Here is a 19,343-nt window from a genome sequence, read left to right on the forward strand (position 1 = left end):
CCCGCCACGGCTGTCACCGGATACGCCGACCGGGTGAGCGTGACCCCGGGCGAGGAGTGCGGGCTGTACGTGTCGACGACCGCGGCGTCCTTCCGTGTCTCGGCCTTCCGCGTCGGCTGGTACGGCGGGGCCGAGGCCCGGCTCGTCTGGTCCTCCGAACGCGTGCCGGGCCGCGTCCAACCGGAGCCGCGCCTTCAGTCCGGTACCCGCACCATCCGGACCGACTGGAAGCGCACGCTCGCCTTCGGCACGGACGGGTGGCCCGAGGGCGCGTATCTGCTGCGGCTGGACGCGGAGGGCGGTCACCAGCGGTACGTCCCGCTGATCGTGCGCTCCACGCAGGGCGCGGGCCGTACGGTCCTGATGCACGCCCCGGCGACCTGGCAGGCGTACAACCGGTGGGGCGGTTACAGCCTCTACGAGGGGTCCTCCGGGGCGTACGCCGCCCGGTCCCTCGCCGTCAGCTTCGACCGGCCCTACGACTCCAACGGCGCGGAGAAGTTCCTGGTGTACGAGCGGGCGGCGGTGGTGCTGGCCGAACGGCTCGGCATCCCCCTCGCCTACACCACCGGTACGGACGTGCACCGTGACCCGGGCGTGCTGCACGGTGCGCGGGCCGCCCTCTGCCTCGGGCACGACGAGTACTGGACCCCCGAGCAGCGCCGGCACGTCACCGAGGCCCGCGACGCGGGCACCAACGTGGCGTTCCTCGGCGCCAACACCTGCTTCCGCAGGGTCCGTCTGGAACGGGGCGAGGCACAGCCGGACCGTACGGTGGTCTGCTACAAGTCCTCCTTCCGAGCCGACCCCTACTACACCACCCACCCCGCACTGGTGACGACGGACTTCCGTCAGCCCCCGGCGGCCGACCCGGAGTCGTCGATGACGGGCGTGCTGTACGAGGGTTATCCGACGGACGCGCCCTACGTCGTGCACGCGGCGGACCACTGGCTGTACGAGGGCACAGGCGTGCGCCCCGGCGACGGCTTCGGCCATCTGGTCGGTGTGGAGTACGACCGGGTCACCCCGGGCGCATCCGTCCCGGAGCCCCTGGAGATCACGGCTCACTCCCCGTTGGTCTGCAACCGCAGGCGCAGCAACAGCGACTCGGCGTACTACACGGTCCCGAGCGGGGCGGGGGTCTTCGCGACCGGCACCATGCGCTGGGTGGAGGCCCTGATGGCCGGTACCCCGGACGGGGGCCGCGACCACGGCATGGACGCCCGCACCCGCGCCTTCGTCACCCGGACGACGGAGAACCTGCTGCACGCCTTCGCGCTGGGCCCGGCCGCCCGCCATCGCCCGATGCCGCGCCCGAACGTGAAGGAGGTCTACAAGGACTCGGCGTGAAAGGCGATGCCGGTCGCCATTCAGGCGGGCCGGTCGGTCCACTCAACCGTGCGGCGAGCGCGGCGAGCTGGGCCGCCAGGTTGCCGGGCGCCTGGGCGTCGGCGGGAATCGGCGTGGCCTGGGGTGTGGTCATCGGGCCGGCTCCTCCTCGGCGGCCGGGGCGGCGGTGAGCTCCCGGTAGGCGCGCATCGGGGCGGCGGTCTTCAGCAGCATCTCGTCGTACTCGGCGGCAGGGTCGGAGTCCAGGACGACCGCGCCGCCGGCGCCGAGGTGCAGCAGGCCGTCGGCGATGACGGCGGTGCGGATGACGATGCTCAGGTCGGCGCCGCCGCCGCAGCCGAAGTAGCCGAGGGCGCCGGAGTAGACACCGCGTGCCTCGGTCTCCAGGCCGTCGATGATCTCCATGGTGCGCGGTTTGGGCGCGCCGGTCATGGAGCCGCCGGGGAAGCAGGAACGGACGCAGTCCACGGCGTCCGCCCCCTCGCGCAGCCGTCCCTCGACGGTGGAGACCAGCTGGTGCACGGTGGCGTAGGTCTCGGTGGCCATCAGCCGGGTGACCCGTATGGACCCGGTCTCGCAGACCCGGCCGAGGTCGTTGCGGAGCAGGTCGACGATCACGAGGTTCTCGGCGCGGGTCTTGTCGTCCACGGCCAGCGAGTGCCGCAGCCGTGCGTCCTGCGCGGGGTTCTCCCCGCGGGGGGCGGTGCCCTTGACGGGTCTGGCCTCCGCGACGCCGTCCCGGGTGATCCGCAGGAACCGCTCGGGTGAGGAGCCGGCCACGTCCAGGTCGCCGAACCTCAGGAACGCCGCGTAGGGGGCGGGGTCGACCCGGCGCAGCGCACGGTAGAAGGCGTACGGGTCACGCGGTGCCGGTAACCGCACGGCGTCGGTCAGGCAGACCTCGTAGCTGGTGCCCGCCCGCAACGCGTCCTTGCAGGCCTCGATGTCCGCGAGGTAGGTGGCGCGGTCCCGGACCAGCCACGGCTCGGCGGCGGCGGGGTCGGGCGCGGGCTCGTCGTCCGGCGGCTCGGTCGCGGTGTCCCGACCCGAGACGAAGGTGAGCTGGGCCGTCGCGACGTCCAGCCAATCGGTCGCCTCCCGCGTGGCCTGTGGGGTGTCCTCGGCGACACAGACCGCGTAGGTGGCGCCCTCCTCGTGGTCCACGACGACGAGGCGGTCGGCGAACAGCCAGCAGGCGTCGGGGGTCCGGGCGCGGTGGCGGTTCGCAGAGCCGCAGTCGGCCTTCGTCTCGTAGCCGAAGTAGCCGACATAGCCGCCGGTGAAGTCGAAGGGCAGCCCGGCGGCATCGACGTGGCGGGTGGCGAGCTGCCGCTTGAGGTAGTCGAAGATGCTCGCGCGGACCTTGCGCGGGGGCCGGCCGGCCCGTTCGACCTCGCACACGCCGGCGTCGACGTCGTAGCGCACGAACTCGGCCAGGGGGCCGGTGCCGTCACCGAAGAACGAGAAGCGGGCCGGCCCCGGCTCGACGCGCGCGCTGTCCAGCCAGAAGGCGCGCGGGGCGTCCCGGCACATCCGGGTGAAGGCGGCCTCGGCGTCGACGGCGCCTGCCAGGCGGCGGTAGTGCAGCCGGTGGGCGGGCGGCGCGGTGCGGCGGGAGCGGGGAACGGCCGCGGATCGAGGAATGGCCGTGTTCTTGGTGCGGGGTCTGCGGGCGCGCTCGGCGGTGAGGTTGCGGAAGTTCACGAGCATGCGGTGGCCGTAATCGGTGAGCACGGACTCCGGGTGGAACTGCACGCCCCACAGCGGCCGGGTGCGGTGCCTGAGCCCCATCACCACCCCGTCCTCGGCCCAGGCGGTGGCCTCCAGGGTCTCCGGCAGCGGCTCGGCGACGGCCAGCGAGTGGTAGCGCACGGCCGTGAAGTCCTGCGGCAGGCCGTGGAACAGGTCCCGGCCGTCGTGCCGGACGGTGGACAGATGCCCGTGACGGGGCTGCGGTGCCGGCGCTATGCGGCCCCGCTCCCGCGCCGCGATGCCCTGGTGGCCGAGGCAGACGCCGAGCACGGGGATGCGGGCGTCGGCGACGATCCGGGCGGCTATGCCGAAGTCGCGGGGTTCCGCGGGGTGTCCCGGGCCCGGCGATATCACCACGTTGTCGAACTCCCCCAGGTCCGGCACGGCGTCGGCGGGGGTGTCGTTGAGGATCACCGTCGGCTGCTCGCCGTTGACCTCGGCGAGCAACTGGAACAGGTTGTACGTGTACGAGTCGTGATTGTCGATGAGGAGGGTCTTCACCCGCTCACCTCCCTTGCGTCGTTCCCGGGCCTCGAGCAGCGCGCCGTTCATGCCGTCCACGCAGCGCCCGAAGCGGCGGTTGCGGCAACTTCGTGAAAGGCGCTGAGTGGGAAATCGGCCGCGCGGCCCGCCACCACCTGATGTGCGACGGAGACGGCGACCGGATTCCTGGTCACACCATCGAGTACGGAGGGACGACGGGTCACGTTCAAACGTTCAATCGAGGTCTTCCCCAGTGTCCGGAACGCGACGGGACGCCGCCGGGTCGCAGGACCCGGCGGCGTCCTCGTCCACCGGCGTTCGGGTCCCTTCGGGCCCTCCGGGTCAGCAGATCCTGGGCAGTTGCTCCCCGAGCGGCATGTCCACCACCCGTGTGCCCCCCAGGCCGGTACGCGCGACCACCATGCCGGGGTGGTCCCGGACCACCTCGCCGATGATCGCGGCCTCGGCACCGCGCGGATGCGCCCGCATGGCGTCCACCACGGCGTCGGCGTGCTGGCGCGGCACGAACGCCACCAGCTTGCCCTCGTTGGCCACGTACATGGGGTCCAGGCCCAGCACGGCGCACGCGTTGGCGACGGCGGGCGGGACGGGGACCTTGCGCTCCTCGATGACGACCCCGGCGCCCGCGGCGGCGGCGATCTCGTTGAGGGCGGCCGCCAGCCCGCCCCGGGTGGGGTCCCGCAGCATGTGCAGGTCCCGGGTGACGGCGAGCATGTCGTCCACCAGTCCGCCGAGCGGCGCGCAGTCGCTCACGATCTCCACGCCGAACTCCAGCCCCTCCCGCACACTCATGATCGCCACACCGTGCACCCCGATCGCACCGCTGACGATCACCACGTCCCCGGGAACGACCCGCTGCGGCCGCAGGTCGACACCCGCCGGGATGAGCCCGATCCCGGCCGTGTTGATGTAGACGCCGTCGCCGTGGCCGGCTTCCACCACCTTGGTGTCGCCCGTCACCACTTCGACCCCGGCCGCCCGCGCGGCCGCGCCCAGCGCGTCGGCGACCCGGGTGACCGTGTCCAGTTCGACGCCCTCCTCCAGGATGAAACCGCAGGAGAGGTAGGCCGCCCGGGCCCCGCTGACGGCGAGGTCGTTGACCGTGCCGTTGACGGCCAGGTCGCCGATGCTGCCGCCGGGGAAGAACAACGGCCGCACCACGAAGGAGTCGGTGGAGAAGGCCAGGCGCAGGCCGCCCAGCGACAGCGCGGCGGCGTCGCCGAGCCGGTGCAGCACCTCACCCCCGAACGCGGGCGCGAACACGTCCTTGACCAGTTCCGCGGACAGGGCCCCGCCCCCGCCGTGGCCCATCACGATGCGGGACTGGTCGCGCAGCGGGGCCGGGCAGGTCCAGACCGCCGGGTCCGGCAGGGGCGCGGTCAGGTCGATGGCATCAGACAACGGAGGTCGCCTCCCGGGCCGCAGGGGTGGTGTCCAGGCGCCGGTAGAGGTAGTACGCGGCGCAGGCGCCCTCGCTGGAGACCATGGTGGCGCCGAGCGGGGTGCGCGGGGTGCACACGGTGCCGAACGCCTCGCACTCGTGCGGCTTGAGCAGGCCCTGCAGGACCTCGCCGCTGCGGCACGCGGCCGGCTCCTCGGTCCGGATGCCCTCGACCGAGAAGCGGTACTCGGCGTCGTGGTCGCGGTACTTGGCGGACAGCCGCCAGCCGCTGTCCGGGATCACCCCGATGCCGCGCCAGGAGCGGTCGGTCACCTCGAAGACGTCCTCCAGCATGGCCTTGGCGGCCGTGTTCCCCTCGGGGCGGACCGCGCGGGCGTAGGCGTTGTCGACGGTGTGCTCACCGCGCTCCAGCTGGGCCACAGTCCGGCGCACCCCCTCCAGGATGTCGAGGGGTTCGAACCCGGTCACCACGATCGGGACCCGGTGGCGCTCGGCCAGCTCCGGGTACTCGCCGATCCCCATCACGCTGCACACGTGCCCCGCGGCCAGGAAGCCCTGCACCCGGCACCGCGGGGACCGCATGATCGCCTCGATGGCGGGCGGCACGCGTACATGGGAGACCAGCATGCTGAAGTTCGGGATGCCGAGCCTGCGCGCCTGATGCACCGTCATCGCGTTGGGGGGCGCGGTGGTCTCGAAGCCGATGCCGAAGAACACCACCTCCCGGCCGGGGTTCTGCCGGGCGATCCTCAGGGCGTCGAGCGGGGAGTAGACGACCCGTACGTCGCCGCCCTCCCCTCGTACCTGGAACAGGTCCCGTCCGGTGCCCGGCACGCGGAGCATGTCGCCGAAGGAGCAGAAGATCACCTCGGGCCGGGAGGCGATCTCCAGCGCCTTGTCGATGACCTCCAACGGGGTCACGCACACGGGGCAGCCGGGCCCGTGGATCAGTTCGACCCGGTCGGGCAGCAGTTGGTCGATGCCGTGGCGGATGATGCCGTGCGTCTGCCCGCCGCAGACCTCCATCAGCGCCCACGGCCTGGTCACCGTGGCGTGGATCTCGTCGAGGAGCCGGCGTGCCAGATCCGGGTCCTGGAACTCGTCGATGTACTTCACTTCCGCGCCTCCTCGCGCGCGGGCGGCAGCGCCCCGCCCGCCTCCGCGGCCGTTTCCCAGGGGTCGCCGAACTCCTCCTGCAGCATCCCGAGTTCGGCGAACAGCTCCAGCGTCTGCTTCGCGGACTCCTCGTCCAGGCGCTGCAGGGCGAAGCCGACGTGGACGATGGCGTACTCGCCGACCTGGAGGTCGGGCAGGTACTCCAGGCACACCTCCTTGACCACACCGCCGAAGTCGACGGTGGCCATCCGGGTGCCGTCGCGTTCCTCGATGTCCAGCACTCTGCCGGGTACCGCCAGGCACATGGGTCTCTCCTCGCTGTGGATGGTGCGTCGCCCGGCGCTGCCGGGGCGGTCGGTCAGTCGGGGGCCGCCCCGGTGCGTGCGGCGACGACGAGCTGGCCGAGGGCCAGGCCGCCGTCACCGGGCGGGACCACGTGGTGGCGCAGCACCGTGAAGCGGTCCGCGCCCAGGGCCCCGGCGCAGGCCGAGGAGAGCGGGGAGTTGAGGAACACGCCGCCGGTCAGGGCGACGGTGTCCACTCCGAGCCGATCCCGCGCGAGCGCACAGACCCGGTGCACGAGATGGGCGACGGCCCGGTGGAAACGGGCCGCGATCAGCCCCGTTTTCGTGCCCGCGCGCAGATCCTCGACGATCGCGGCGAGGACGGGCGCCGGATCGGCCCGGAACGGGGCGCCGTCCGTCTCCGGCTCCCGTACGGCGAACGCGTAGGCGGAGGTGTCCCCGGGGGGTGCCCCGAGCGCGGCGGCCTCCAGCGCGACGGCGGCCTGGGCCTCGTGGTCCGCCCGGTGGCAGACGCCGGTGAGGGACGACACCGCGTCGAACAGCCGGCCCATGCTGGAGGTGGGCACGCAGTTCAGGTGGCGCTCCAACTGCCGTGCCAGCACGCGGCGTTCGGCGGGCGGGCAGGCGGCCACACAGGGCAGTTCCCCGGACCAGTCCAGGTCGGCGGCGCGCAGATGCGCGAGCGCCATGCGGTACGGCCGGTGCACCGCGGCGTCGCCGCCGGGCAGCGGCACATAGGCGAGGTGCCCGACGCGGGTGAATCCGTCGTAGTCCGCGAGCAGGAACTCCCCGCCCCATACGGCTCCGTCGTCGCCGTAGCCGGTGCCGTCGAAGGCCACGCCGAGCACCGGCCGGCTGCCGTCGAGTCCGTGTTCGGCCATGGCGGCGGCGATGTGGGCGTGGTGGTGCTGGACGCGGACGACAGGGCGGCCCGACGCGTTGCGGGCGGCCCACCGGGCGGAGCGGTATGCGGGATGCCGGTCGGCGGCCAGCACCCGGGGCCGCACCGGGGTGATCGCCTCCAGTTGGGCGGCGGCCCGTTCGAAGGCGTGCTGGGTGGCGAGGTCGTCCATGTCGCCGACGTGTGCGGACAGCCAGGCCCGGCGGCCCTCGCCGAGACAGCACACGTTCTTCAGGTCGCCGCCGACGGCGAGGGCCGGGCGCACGGACACCGGAAGGGTCAGCGGCAGGGGGGCGTAACCGCGGGCGCGGCGCACGATCAGCGGTCTGCCGTCGCACACGCGCACCACCGAGTCGTCGCACGGCACCTGGATGGGACGGTCGTGGGTGAGCCAGGCGTCGGCCAGGTGCGCCAGCCGTTCGAGCGCCTCCTCGTCGTCGGTGACGATCGGCTCACCGGAGACGTTGCCGCTCGTCATGACGAGCAGTCGCGACCCGTCGGGGTCGCCGGGCAGGCCGAGCAGCAGATGGTGCACGGGGGTGTACGGCAGCATGACGCCGAGGTCGGGGCTGCCGGGTGCGACGGCGTCGGCGGGCCGGGGCGCTCCACGCGCGGACGTCAGGCGGCGCAGCAGCACGACGGGGCGGACGGCGCCGGTGAGCAGGCTCCGCTCCTCGTCGGTGAGCCGCACCAGGTGCGTGATGTCGCCCGGGTCCCGGGCCATCAGGGCGAAGGGTTTGTCCCCGCGGGCCTTGCGCCGCCGCAACCGGGCCACGGCGGCGGGGTCGGTGGCGTCGCAGGCCAGGTGGTAGCCGCCCAGGCCCTTGACGGCGAGGATCGCGCCGGACGCCAGCAGCCGGCGCGCTCCGGTGACCGGGTCGGTGTCCGTGACCGGTCGCGGCGGGCCGTCGCCGTCCGGGGGGCGGACGAGCAGCCGCAGGCGGGGCCCGCAGGCGGGGCAGGCGACGGGCTGCGCGTGGAAGCGGCGGTCGCCGGGATCGGCGTACTCGCGGGCGCAGTCGGGGCACATCGGGAAGCGGGCCATGGTGGTCGCCGCCCGGTCGTAGGGCAGGCCGGTGACGATCGTGAACCGCGGGCCGCAGTGCGTGCAGGTGATGAAGGGGTGGCGGTGGCGCCGGTCGGCCGGGTCCGCGAGTTCGCGCAGGCAGGCGGCGCAGGTGGCGGTGTCGGGCGGGATCAGGGTGCCCGCGGGGCCGTCGGTGCGGGAGGCGAGGATGGTGAAGGCGGTGTCGCCGGTGGCGGGCATGTCCTCGTGGTCGACGTGCTCGACGCGGGCCAGCGGTGGCGCGTCCCGGGCGATGCGGTCGCAGAACCGGCCGACGGCCGCGGGTGCCCCCTCGACCTCCACGACGACGCCCTGCGGGGTGTTCGTCACATGCCCCGACAGGCCGAGGGAGGTGGCGAGGCCGTGGACGTACGGCCGGAAGCCGACGCCCTGCACCACGCCCCGTACGGTGACCCTGCGGCGCAGCGGCGCATGGACGGCGACGGCCGTCGGGGGCGGAGCGCTCACGAGCGGGACTGCGCCAGGGCGCCGGTGCGGTCCGTGTGGTCATGGGTGTGACCGTGGGCCGGCCGGGCCATGACGGGTGCGTGCAGGGGGGCGCCGTCCCCGGCGGCCAGCGCCCGGTCGAGCAGGGCGCCGAGCCCGAGGTCCCGGCGGGCCGAGGTGAGCAGCACCTCCACGCCGGGGTTGACCTGTTCGACGTTCGCGCGGAACGCCGCCAGGTCGAAGGCGACGGCCTCGGCGATGTCGGTCTTGGTGACCACCACCAGGTGGGCGAGGCCGAAGGCGGTGGGGTACTTCAGCGGCTTGTCCTCGCCCTCGGTCACGGAGGCGAGGACGACGCGCAACGTCTCCCCGAGGTCGTAGGAGGCCGGGCAGACGAGGTTGCCGACGTTCTCCACGAACAGCAGCCGGGTCCCCTCCGGCAGCCATCCCCGAAGGTGGCGGGCGAGCATGTCGGCCTCGAGATGGCACAGCCCGTCGGTGAGGACCTGTTTCACCGGGACACCCGAACGCGCCAGCCGTGTCGCGTCGTTCTCGGTGGCGAGGTCGGCGGTGAGCGCCGCGACCGGCACGGACCGCTCCCGAGCCAGCACGAGTTCGCGTTCCAGGAGGGCCGTCTTTCCGCTGCCCGCGCTGGAGAGCAGGTTGACGACGGTGGTGCCGCGGGCCGCGAGGTCCGCCCGCAGGGTGTGCGCGGCCTGGTCGTTCTTGGCGAGTACGGCCTGCTGCAGGTCGACCACTCGGCACATGGTTCAGCGCTCCTCGGGGATGGTTTCGCGGGTGGGTGCGTGCGCCCGGGTGTCCACCCAGTGCACGCTGACGATCTGCAGTTCGCGGCCCGACAGCAGGTCGATGGCGGCGCCGTCGCACCGCGGGCAGCTGAGCAGGGGCGGCATGCCGACGTCCCATTCGTGCGCGCACGGCGCGCAGCGGGCCCGTGCCGGCACCTCCTCGGTGACGAGTTCGGCGCCTTCCAGCCGGGTCCCGGTGCAGGCCAGTTCGAAGCAGAAGGACAGGGCGTCGGGTACGACACCGGCGAGTTCGCCCACCTGGAGCCGTACCGAACGCACCGCCGTGACGTCACCGGCCCGTTCGGCCGCCTCTTCCACCTGGCCGATCACCGCCAGCGCGATGGACATCTCGTGCATGGGTCTCCGTCCCGGCGAAGGCCGGGCCCCCGCCCTGTGCGGACGGGGACCGCGGGCGCGGCTCACCGCGAACCATTAGAGGTGAGGCACCCCGGGCCCGTGGACCGGCACGCCGTCACCGCCCGGCGGCGTCCGCCGTTCGCCGCACAGCAGCTCCTCGATCAGCCGGACGGCCTCGGGGACCGCGGCGGACACGGGCGGGCTGAGGCCGACGCGTTCCTCCACCGACGCCGGTTCGCAGCCGACCACGAGCGTCCGGCGTGGCGGTTCGCCTCCGGTTCCGGCACACAGGGTGCTCAGCAGGGCGAGTACGGCGTCGGGCGTCATCCGGTGGCCGTCGATCGCGGCCCCTTCGTGGTCGTCCGCGGCCGTGTCGTCGTGCTCGATGACGTACAGGGTGCCGGGGGCCTCGCCGCGCGCGGTGGCGTCCACCAGGATCAGGGTGTCGTAGCCGTCGAGGAGCTGGTAGGCGAGGTGCACTCCGCGCACTCCGATGTCCAGGACCTCGACGTGCGCGGGCAGCCGGCACCGGGTGAGCGCGCGGACGGTCTCCACGCCGAAGCCGTCGTCCCCGAGGAAGACGTTCCCGATGCCGGCGACGAGGACGGTCCCGCTCATGCGTGCCTCTCCAGCAGGGTGACCTCGTCGGGGCGGAAGTAGTGGAAGGTTCCCCGCTCGCGGCGGACGTCGGCGCCCGGGTCGTCGTCCACGGTCACCGCCAGGTGGACCGAACCGTCCACGTCGTGGCGCACGGCCTCGACGGTCGCGGGACGGCCGCGCAGGAACACGTCCTGGGCGTCGGCGCGCCGCAGCCCCGGGTTGAGCCGCACCCGGCTGCCGGGGCCCACCGGCCGCCCGTCCACCACGACCCGCTCGCCCTGCGGTTCGCCGCCGGGTTCGCCCGCCGGGTCCCACCACGGAGTGTCCGGGCGGGACATGTCCTCGGCGTCGGTCCTCGGGTGGTCCTCCAGGACGACCGGTGAGGACAGCATCACGTCCGCGTGGCCCGGTTCGCCGGCGAGGACGGGCCAGGTGTGCAGATTGCGGCAGGACGCGATCGCGGCCCGGGCCCACTCGGGAGGCCGGCTCATCGACAGGAAGGAGCCGGCGCTCAGCCCCATCAGCAGATGGGTGGAGACCAGGGAGTGCGGCAGCGCGGCTCCCCGGTCGGCGGCCTGCCCGGCCTCGGGCGCCCAGACGCCGGTGTTCTCGACCACGGCGGTCAGTCGCAGGAGCGGGCAGGGCCCCTCGAGCCGGTGTGCCGACAGACGCAGCAGGCCGCGGATCTCCTCACTCCGACGGATCGTACGGCCGACGACCCGGCCGCCGTCGTCGAGGATCTGCTCGCACTCCTCCCCCGCGGGGCGGCCGAAGGCGACGACGGCCCCGTCGCCGTCGGTGAGCTCGTCCACCGCGACCACCGCCTCGACGCGCTCCTCGGTGCCCTCGTCACGGGGCACGAGCACGCTCTCCCCCGTGCGCAGTGCGGGCACTGTCTCGAACTCGCCGTCGGGGCACCTCCGTTGGACCGTGCGCCGCCGGGCGCGCAGGAAGCGCAGTTCCACCGCCAGGGTGGCGCCCGGCCCGGGCTCCATCAGGCATTCGGTGTGCTGGAAGTCGTACTCCTCGCTGCCCGCGCCCCAGGCGGGCGGTACGAGTACGCCGCAGTGCCTGCGCAGCCGGGTGCGGGAGGCGGGGACGCGGTACGGGTGGAGCGGGCAGCCCTCGAAGAGGACGGCGTCCGCCACCTTCCGGGCGAGGGCGAAGCGTGCCTCGGTCTGCGCGGCGAACGCGGTCACACTCATGGGTGGTCCTTCCGGTGGTGCCGGCTTACGGGGTGTGCTCCTCGGCCGGGTCCGCGGCCCGGACGGGATCCACCGCCGTGCGGGGGCCGGTGGCGAGGAGGAGATGCGGGGGCGTGCACGACGGCTTCTCCTTGCGGACGAAGGCGCGTCTCAGGGCGTGGTAGGGGGCGTTCGGGTCGTGGAAGACGCGGTGCATCGCGGCCAGCTCCCGTTCCCGGAAGGCGGACAGGGGCTCGGTGCTCTCCTGGCGCTCCAGTGCCTCCTTCTTCGCCGCGATCCGTGCCCGCGTCCCCGGCAGCGACGCCAGCCGCGCCGCCAGCCCGGCGGTCTCCGTGGCGAAGTCCTGCGGCGCGCACTCGATCACCTGGTCGACGAGCCCGAGGCAGCGGGCGCTCGTGGCGCTCATCGGCAGCGCCTCGCGCACGATCCGGTCGGCCGCGGCGGCGCCCACCCGGCGGGGCAGCGTGTACGTCCAGTACTCCGAGCCGGTCAGGCCCATCAGCCGGTAGTGCGGGTTCAGCACGCAGCCGGAGCGGCACCACACCTCGTCCGCGGCCAGCGCGAGCATCACGCCGCCCGCCGCCGCGTTGCCCGCGAGCGCGGCGACCACCAACCGGTCCGTGGTCGTCAGGACCGCCTCGACCAGGTCGTCGATGGCGTTGATGTTGGCCCAGGACTCGGCCGCGGGGTCGTCGGCGGCCTCGATGACTGCGAGGTGGATCCCGTTGGAGAAGAAGTCCCGCTGTCCGCCGAGGACGAGCACCGAGGTGGGGCGCGCGCAGGCCTCCCGGTAGGCCGCCAGCAGGCGTCGGCACTGCGCGGTGCTCATCGCGCCGCCGGGGAAGGAGAACGAGAGGAGGCCGACACCGCCTTCCTCGCGGTAGCGGATGTCCGTCCAGGTGGGCCACCGCGCGCCCGGGGGCACGGGCAACTCGGGCAGCGGGGGCAGCCGGTCACCGAGGGCCCGCACGGCGGGCAGCTTGACCGGGCGCGGCTGCCCGGGGCGGCGCCGACGTCGCAGCTCGGGGATCCACACGGCGCCGTCGCTCGTCGCCCGGCAGATCGCCCCGGCCCGGGTGGCGAGCAGGTCGCCGGGGACGCCGCACAGGCCGTTCTCGGAGTGCCCGCCGTGCAGGTACCACTCCTCGCCGAGCAGCACGTCGAGCACGCCGGGCTGCGAGTCCGCGGCGCGCAGTTTGCGCAGGACGGTGTCGGTCGTGTCGGTGTCCCAGTCGATGCGCCGCACGCTCTGGTCGAGATACGGCCGGGTCCGCGCGACGTCCTGCCGCACGGGCGTGTGGGTCCCGGAGGCGAACCGCTCGACGGCGAGGAGGACGGCGGCGAGAGCGGCGTCGGCGATCTCGCCCCGGTACAGGTCGCTCTTGGCGAGCGGCGGAAGCGGGCAGGCCACGGACGCCCACACGTCACCGGCGTCCATCTCCTCCGTGGCCTGGAGAACCGTGACGCCCCAGCTCTCGGCGCCCTCCTGGACGGCCCAGTCGAGCGAGGACGGCCCCCGGTCGCCTACGGGACCCGGGTGGACGACGAAGCACGGGCAGGCCGCCCACACCTCCCGGGGGATCGCCGTCTTCAGCATCGGCGCGAGGACGAGTCGCGGGGCGTGCCGCCGTACGGCCTCGGCCAGCGAGCCGTCGGGCAGGGCGAGTTCCACCGCGACGGTGTGGCCGCGATCGCGCAGTTCGGCATGGACGCGCTGGGTGAGGCTGTTGAACGCGCTGGCCACGAGCAGAATGTGCACGGCGTACTCCCGGCGGACGACGGTACGGACAGATGTGCCCGGCCGTCTGCGATGGTCGGCCACGCCCGTGGGCCGCTCCCGCAGACAAGCGGCAGATTCACCCGAAAGGCGGTATCGGGGCCGCCACTCGGCGGCGGGCGCGTCGGGCGGATCGTCCCGGGAACACCACCCTGTGTAACGCCTCTCGCATCCCGGGGCGCGGGAGTGTAGACATGGCACATGGTCCGGCTTCCGGCTCGACCCGGTACCCGTTCGCCCCGTCGGCCAAGCGGTGTGCGTGCACCAGCGCACGACCGCGCTCCAGGAACGTCCGAGCAGGCTCCGGGGCGAGCGGCGCGCCGTGCGCTCGCCCGCCGCGAGCGGGAGGCGGGCCGGTCCCGGTCGCCGGGTCCGGACGCGGGGCTGCGCGCGGCGTTGCGCGGGCGCAGCGTCGCCGGGCAGGTCTTCGTCCTGCAGGTCGTCATCGTGCTGCTGCTGGTCCTCGCGGCGGTGGTGGCGCTGCTGCTGCAGGTGCGGCACGACAGCACGCAGGCGGCCCGAAACCGTTCCCTTGCCGTGGCCGAGGCGTTCGCCAACGCGCCGGGCACGGTCCAGGCGCTGAGCGCCCCCGACCCCACGGCCGTGCTCCAGCCGCGGGCCGAGGCCGCCCGCAAGGCGGCGAACGTGGACTTCGTCGTCGTCATGAACACCGACGGCATCCGCTACACGCACCCGAAACCGGACCGTATCGGCAAGAAGTTCGTGGGGAACATCCGGCCCGCGCTGGCCGGGGGCACCGAGATCGAGGAGATCAACGGGACCATCGGGCGGCTGGTGCAGGCGGTGGTGCCCGTCAAGGCGCCCGACGGCAAGGTCGTGGGCCTGGTGTCGGCCGGTGTCACGACGGAGCATGTGGGCGGCGCGGCGAACCGGCAGATGCCGCTCGTCCTGGCCGCCGCGGCCGTGGGCCTCGCCCTGGCCACGGCCGGCACGGCGCTGGTCAGCAGGCGGCTGCTGCGCCAGACCCACGGCCTGGGGCCGCGGGAGATGACGCGGATGTACGAGCACCACGACGCGGTGCTGCACTCGGTGAGGGAAGGCGTGCTGATCCTCGGCGGGAACGGCGACCTGCTGCTCGCCAACGACGAGGCGCACCGACTGCTCGGTCTGCCCCAGGACGCCGAGCGGCGGCACGTGTCCGAGCTCGGCCTTCCCCCGGAGACCGCCGCGCTCCTGGGGTCCGGGCGGGTCGCCACCGACGAGGTGCACCTGGTCGGAGACCGGCTGCTGGCGGTCAACCAGCGGCCCACCGACGTGGACGGCGGCCCGCCCGGCAGTGTGGCCACGCTCCGCGACTCGACGGAGCTGCGCGCCCTGTCCGGTCGGGCGGAGGTGGCGCGGGAACGCCTCAGCCTGCTCTACGACGCGGGTCTGGGCATCGGCACGAGCCTGGCCGTGAGGCGTACCGCCGAGGAGCTGACCGAGCTGGCCGTCCCCCGGTTCGCGGACTTCGCCAGCGTGGACCTGTTCGACGCGGTGCTGGACGGCGAGGAGCCCGAGGCGGGGAGCGGGCTGCGCCGTACGGCGTTCAGCGGCATCCGCAAGGACGCTCCCCTGGACCCGGTGGGCGAACGGATCCGGTGGGTGCGGTCGTCTCCGCAGGCCGAGGCCCTGCGTGCCGGCCGGGCCGTCCTGGAGCCCCGTCTCGGTGAGGCTCCGGACCGGCTGGCGCAGGACGCCGAGCGGGCCGCCGAGGTGGTGGAGTACGGGATCCACTCGCTGATCACGGTCCCGGTGCGGGCGGGGACGCTGGTCCTTGGCCTGGTCGACTTCTGGCGCCGGGAGAAGCCCGAGCCCTTCGACGCGGAGGACCTGGCGCTCGCCGAGGAACTGGTCGCCCGCGCCGCGGTCTCCATCGACAACGCGCGCCGTTTCACCCGCGAGCACAGCATGGCGGTGACGCTGCAGCGCAGTCTGCTGCCGCGGTCGCTGCCCGAGCAGGGCGCCCTGGACATCGCCTACCGGTACCTGCCGGCGCAGGCGGGGGTGGGCGGTGACTGGTTCGACGTACTGCCGTTGTCCGGTGCGCGGGTGGCGCTGGTGGTGGGCGACGTCGTGGGCCACGGGCTGCACGCCGCGGCCACGATGGGGCGGCTGCGCACCGCGGTCCACAACTTCTCCGCGCTCGACCCGCCGCCGGACGAACTCCTGGGGCTCCTCGACGAACTGGTCGGCCGCATCGACCAGGACGAGGCGGCCGATCCCGGCAGCTCCCCCGTCACGGGCGCGACCTGTCTGTACGCGATCTACGACCCGGTCTCCCGGCGCTGCACCGTCGCCCGGGCCGGCCATCCGCCGCCGGCCGTGGTCCGGCCCGACGGCAGCGTGGAGTTCCCCGACGTTCCGACCGGTCCCCCGCTCGGCGTCGGGGGGCTTCCCTTCGAGACGGCAGACCTGGAGCTGGCGGAGGGCAGCCGGCTGGTGCTGTACACGGACGGGCTGGTCGAGGACCGGGGCCGGGACATCGACGACGGCCTGGAACTGCTGCGCACCGCGCTGGCCGGAGCCGGGCCGTCCCCGGAGGACACCTGCCGGGCCGTGCTGGAGTCGGAGTTGCCGGACCGGCCGAGCGACGACATCGCCCTGATCGTGGCGCGCACCCGGGCCCTAACCGCCGACCGGGTGGCCGAGTGGCCGGTGCCGATGAAGGCGGCGGCGGTGGGCGAGGTGCGCGCGTCGGTGACCCGGCAGCTGGCGCGGTGGGGCCTGGACGAGCTGACGTTCACCACGGAGCTGATCCTCAGCGAGCTGGTCACCAACGCGATCCGGTACGGCAGCGCGCCCGTGCGGGTCCGGATGCTGTACGACCGCAGTCTGATCTGCGAGGTCTTCGACGGCAGCACCACCTCGCCCCATCTGCGGTACGCGGCCATGACCGACGAGGGCGGGCGCGGCCTGTTCCTGGTCGCCCAGCTCGCCGAACGCTGGGGCACCCGTTACACGCTGGGGGGCAAGGTCATCTGGGCGGAGCAGCCGCTGCCCTGAGGGGCATCTCCCCTTCCGGCTCCCGCTCTTTACCAGGACCTTGCCCGCCGCACCGGTGACCCCGCACCGCCCACCCTGATAGGAAACCTTCCTAACAGAGCACGGCCTAGTTCCCACCCCCCACCCTTCACCTGGAGTCCTTGTGGTGCATCACAACCACGACGCGGCAGACCCCGACGCAGCAGACCCCGCCGGCACCTCGCGCCGCGTCGTCCTCGCGCTCATGGGCGCCTCATTGGCGACCGTCCCGCTCCTCCGCGCCCCGCGCGCCGCGGCGGCCCCCCGGGCGGCGAAGGCCGTCGGCCTCGACGACCCCGCGAAGAAGGAGATCGCCATGGAGCTGGTCTCGAGCGCGGAGAACTCCTCGCTCGACTGGAAGGCCCAGTACAGGTACATCGAGGACATCGGTGACGGCCGCGGCTACACCGCCGGCATCATCGGGTTCTGCTCCGGCACCGGCGACATGCTGGAGCTCGTCCAGCTCTACACCGACCGCAGGCCCGGCAACGTCCTCGCCAAGTACCTGCCGGCACTGCGCCGGGTCAACGGCAGCGACTCCCACGACGGACTGGACCCGAACTTCCCCAAGGACTGGCGCAAGGCGGCACGGGACCCGGCCTTCCAGCAGGCGCAGAACGACGAACGCGACCGGGTGTACTTCAATCCGGCCCTCCGGCAGGGCAAGGCGGACGGGCTCGGGGTGCTCGGGCAGTTCACGTACTACGACGCGCTCGTGATGCACGGCGACGGGGACGACCCCACGAGCTTCCGCAACATCCGCAAGCGGGCCCTGCGCAGGGCGAAGCCGCCGGCGCAGGGCGGCGGCGAGGTCGCCTATCTGAACGCCTTCCTGGACGCCCGGGTGTGGGCCATGAAGCAGGAGGCGGCCCACAGTGACACCAGCAGGGTCGACACCGAACAGCGGGTCTTCCTGCGCAAGGGCAATCTGAACCTCGACCCGCCGCTGGACTGGAAGGTGTACGGGGACAGCTACCACATCGGCTGACGGGCCGTCACTCACGCAAGGAGCCGGACACCCAACGGCCGGAACCCGACCCGGGACCGCGCACCGTCGTGGGCCCACGTCACCTCGACCCCGTCGTCGCCGGCCGCCACGTCGGCGACCGCCTCCGCCAGGGGCACCGGGTCGGGTTCCGCGGTGAGACTCGCCAGGCACACGTGCACGGTGGTGCCGCCGGCCCGTCCGGTGAGCCGGGGGACGCGGGCCCAGCGGGCGTAGGCGGTGCCGCCGGGCGCGGAAACCGGCTCGGGGCCCTCCTCCCGGCCGTACAGCCCGCGCAGCGCCGACACGACGGGCTCCTCGGGGCCGGTGGCCCAGCCGGTGTGGGTGACCCGGGCGCCGTCCGGGGCGCCGGTCACACGGTGGACCGCAGTTCGTACCGTCCGCGGACCACCGTGACGCTCTCCACCTTCAGGCCCGGCACCATCGGCGGCCCGGCGGTGAACACGGGGCGGTGCCAGGAGGCGGCCCAGCCCCAGCCGCCGCCGCGCCCCGCCCCGAGGGGGTGGACGCGCCGCCGTACGCTTCGCCGTCCCTCGACCTCGACGGACAGGTGGTTGTCCGCGATGTTGCCCGAGGCCGTGGGCCCGGTGCGGGTGGAGTACGCCTGGCGTCCGTGGTGCGGATCGTCCTCGGCGGCGAGCTCGCCCTCGTGGGGCCGCACGTGGTCGCTGCCGTGGTTGTGCAGCCGTACGATCCCGTCGGCCCGCGTGGCCTGCGCGGCTGCCGGTGTCCGTGCGGACACGACCTGTTCGCGACAGGGGAATCCTCATGGCCGCACCCTGTGCGTTTGAGCGTTGCGGGGCCCAGCATACGAGCGCATGCGACGACGGGACCGGTCCGCACGCGCCCGGAACGGCCCGTGCGTCCTGGCGTCCTCGGAGCCTACGCCCCCACCCGCTCCAGCAGCTGAGGGCCGTTGTTCCGGACGTCGTTGACGGCAGTGGAGACGGGGCGGGCGTCCAGCCGACCGTCCGCGGGAGGGGTCAGCAAGGCGCGCAGCCGGGCGGGGTCCTGGTGCGCCGGGTCCAGCCAGGCGTCCTGATGGCCGGGGGCGACGGCCAGCGGCATCCGGGGGTGGATACGGCCCGCGGCGTCGGTGGCCTCCGTGGTGAGGACGGTGCAGGTCGTCCACCAGGCGGACTCGTCGTCCTCGGCCGCCGCCGGGTCGCGCCAGAACTCGTACAGCCCCGCCAGGGCCATCACCTGGCCGTCCTGCGGGCTGATGAAATACGGCTGTCTGCGCGGCTCGGCCTTGCCGGCGGCCGGGATCTGCTGCCACTCGTAGAAGCCGTCGGCGGGCAGCAGACAGCGCCGTCTGAGGAAGGCCGGACGGAAGGCGGGTTTCTCGTGCACCGTCTCCATCCGCGCGTTGATCATCCTCGCGCCGATCTTGGGGTCCTTCGCCCAGGACGGCACCAGCCCCCACCGCAGCGGGCGCAGCTGCCGCCGGACGGCTCCCGAGCCATGAGGGGCGCGTTCGAGAACCGCCCACACCTCGTCCGTCGGCGCGACGTTCCAGCTGGGCGGCAGGTCGTCCCGCTCGTCCCAGTCGGTGACCCTGAACAGCCGCACGAGGTCCTGGGGGCTGCGGGTGGAGACATATCGTCCGCACATCTCGAACCACCCTCCCACCTGGGGAAATGGTAGATCATGCCGCCTCGGTCAGCACCAGGTCGGCACGGTGCCGGGTCAGCGCCACATCCGTCAGGGTTCCCGCCGGCC

At 73.6% G+C, this 19,343-nt stretch carries 14 protein-coding genes and 1 pseudogene; 3 read left to right on the top strand and 12 right to left on the bottom strand.

Annotated elements, in window-relative coordinates:
• Positions 1 to 33: 33 nt before the first annotated feature.
• Positions 34 to 1,350, top strand: coding sequence for a N,N-dimethylformamidase beta subunit family domain-containing protein (locus AC5WS8_RS20145; RefSeq protein WP_496104813.1), 1,317 nt, complete (start codon positions 34 to 36; stop codon positions 1,348 to 1,350).
• Positions 1,351 to 1,479: 129 nt separating this feature from the next.
• On the opposite strand, the gene pabB is transcribed toward AC5WS8_RS20145, so the two are convergent.
• The 10 genes from pabB to AC5WS8_RS20195 all read right to left on the bottom strand — a co-directional run bounded on the left by pabB (position 1,480) and on the right by AC5WS8_RS20195 (position 13,573).
• Positions 1,480 to 3,654, bottom strand: coding sequence for an aminodeoxychorismate synthase component I (gene pabB / locus AC5WS8_RS20150; RefSeq protein ID WP_496104814.1), 2,175 nt, complete (start codon positions 3,652 to 3,654; stop codon positions 1,480 to 1,482).
• A 273-nt stretch (positions 3,655 to 3,927) separates the two neighbouring features.
• Positions 3,928 to 5,007 carry a hydrogenase expression/formation protein HypE gene (gene hypE, locus AC5WS8_RS20155; RefSeq protein WP_496104815.1) on the bottom strand — a complete coding sequence of 360 codons (1,080 nt, stop codon included), beginning with the start codon at positions 5,005 to 5,007 and terminating at the stop codon, positions 3,928 to 3,930.
• Complete coding sequence (gene hypD, locus AC5WS8_RS20160) at positions 5,000 to 6,124, bottom strand: hydrogenase formation protein HypD (protein WP_496104816.1); 1,125 nt, start codon at positions 6,122 to 6,124, stop codon at positions 5,000 to 5,002. Before hypD ends, hypE begins: the two co-directional genes overlap by 8 nt.
• Entirely contained in the window at positions 6,121 to 6,429 is a 309-nt protein-coding gene (locus AC5WS8_RS20165) for a HypC/HybG/HupF family hydrogenase formation chaperone (protein ID WP_496104817.1), read from the bottom strand. The genes hypD and AC5WS8_RS20165 overlap by 4 nt, the downstream gene beginning before the upstream one ends.
• Before the next feature lie 53 nt (positions 6,430 to 6,482).
• Entirely contained in the window at positions 6,483 to 8,864 is a 2,382-nt protein-coding gene (hypF, locus tag AC5WS8_RS20170) for a carbamoyltransferase HypF (protein WP_496104818.1), read from the bottom strand.
• Positions 8,861 to 9,610, bottom strand: coding sequence for a hydrogenase nickel incorporation protein HypB (gene hypB, locus AC5WS8_RS20175; protein WP_496104819.1), 750 nt, complete (start codon positions 9,608 to 9,610; stop codon positions 8,861 to 8,863). Before hypB ends, hypF begins: the two co-directional genes overlap by 4 nt.
• Positions 9,611 to 9,613: 3 nt before the next feature.
• Positions 9,614 to 10,009: a hydrogenase maturation nickel metallochaperone HypA gene (gene hypA, locus AC5WS8_RS20180; protein ID WP_496104820.1), complete on the bottom strand. Its 396-nt coding sequence runs from the start codon at positions 10,007 to 10,009 to the stop codon at positions 9,614 to 9,616.
• Between the two features lie 75 nt (positions 10,010 to 10,084).
• Positions 10,085 to 10,627, bottom strand: a complete 543-nt coding sequence (locus AC5WS8_RS20185) for a hydrogenase maturation protease (protein ID WP_496104821.1) — start codon at positions 10,625 to 10,627, stop codon at positions 10,085 to 10,087.
• Positions 10,624 to 11,814 carry a hypothetical protein gene (locus tag AC5WS8_RS20190; RefSeq protein WP_496104822.1) on the bottom strand — a complete coding sequence of 397 codons (1,191 nt, stop codon included), beginning with the start codon at positions 11,812 to 11,814 and terminating at the stop codon, positions 10,624 to 10,626. The genes AC5WS8_RS20185 and AC5WS8_RS20190 overlap by 4 nt, the downstream gene beginning before the upstream one ends.
• A 25-nt stretch (positions 11,815 to 11,839) precedes the next feature.
• Positions 11,840 to 13,573, bottom strand: a complete 1,734-nt coding sequence (locus tag AC5WS8_RS20195; protein WP_496104823.1) for an enoyl-CoA hydratase-related protein — start codon at positions 13,571 to 13,573, stop codon at positions 11,840 to 11,842.
• A 219-nt stretch (positions 13,574 to 13,792) separates the two neighbouring features.
• On the opposite strand from AC5WS8_RS20195, the gene AC5WS8_RS20200 reads away from it, so the two are divergent.
• Positions 13,793 to 16,597 carry a SpoIIE family protein phosphatase gene (locus AC5WS8_RS20200; RefSeq protein ID WP_496104824.1) on the top strand — a complete coding sequence of 935 codons (2,805 nt, stop codon included), beginning with the start codon at positions 13,793 to 13,795 and terminating at the stop codon, positions 16,595 to 16,597.
• A gap of 223 nt (positions 16,598 to 16,820) precedes the next feature.
• On the top strand, positions 16,821 to 17,603 hold the full coding sequence (locus AC5WS8_RS20205) for a chitosanase (RefSeq protein WP_496105072.1): 783 nt from the start codon (positions 16,821 to 16,823) through the stop codon (positions 17,601 to 17,603).
• A gap of 11 nt (positions 17,604 to 17,614) precedes the next feature.
• On the opposite strand, the pseudogene AC5WS8_RS20210 reads toward AC5WS8_RS20205, so the two are convergent.
• Positions 17,615 to 18,336, bottom strand: a pseudogene (locus AC5WS8_RS20210) (DUF2264 domain-containing protein); the annotation flags it as partial.
• Positions 18,337 to 18,503: 167 nt separating this feature from the next.
• Positions 18,504 to 19,235 (bottom strand): SOS response-associated peptidase, encoded by a 732-nt coding sequence (locus AC5WS8_RS20215; RefSeq protein WP_496104825.1) that lies wholly within the window; start codon positions 19,233 to 19,235, stop codon positions 18,504 to 18,506.
• Between the last annotated feature and the right edge of the window lie 108 nt (positions 19,236 to 19,343).

Source organism: Streptomyces sp. PTL18 (assembly GCF_059510295.1).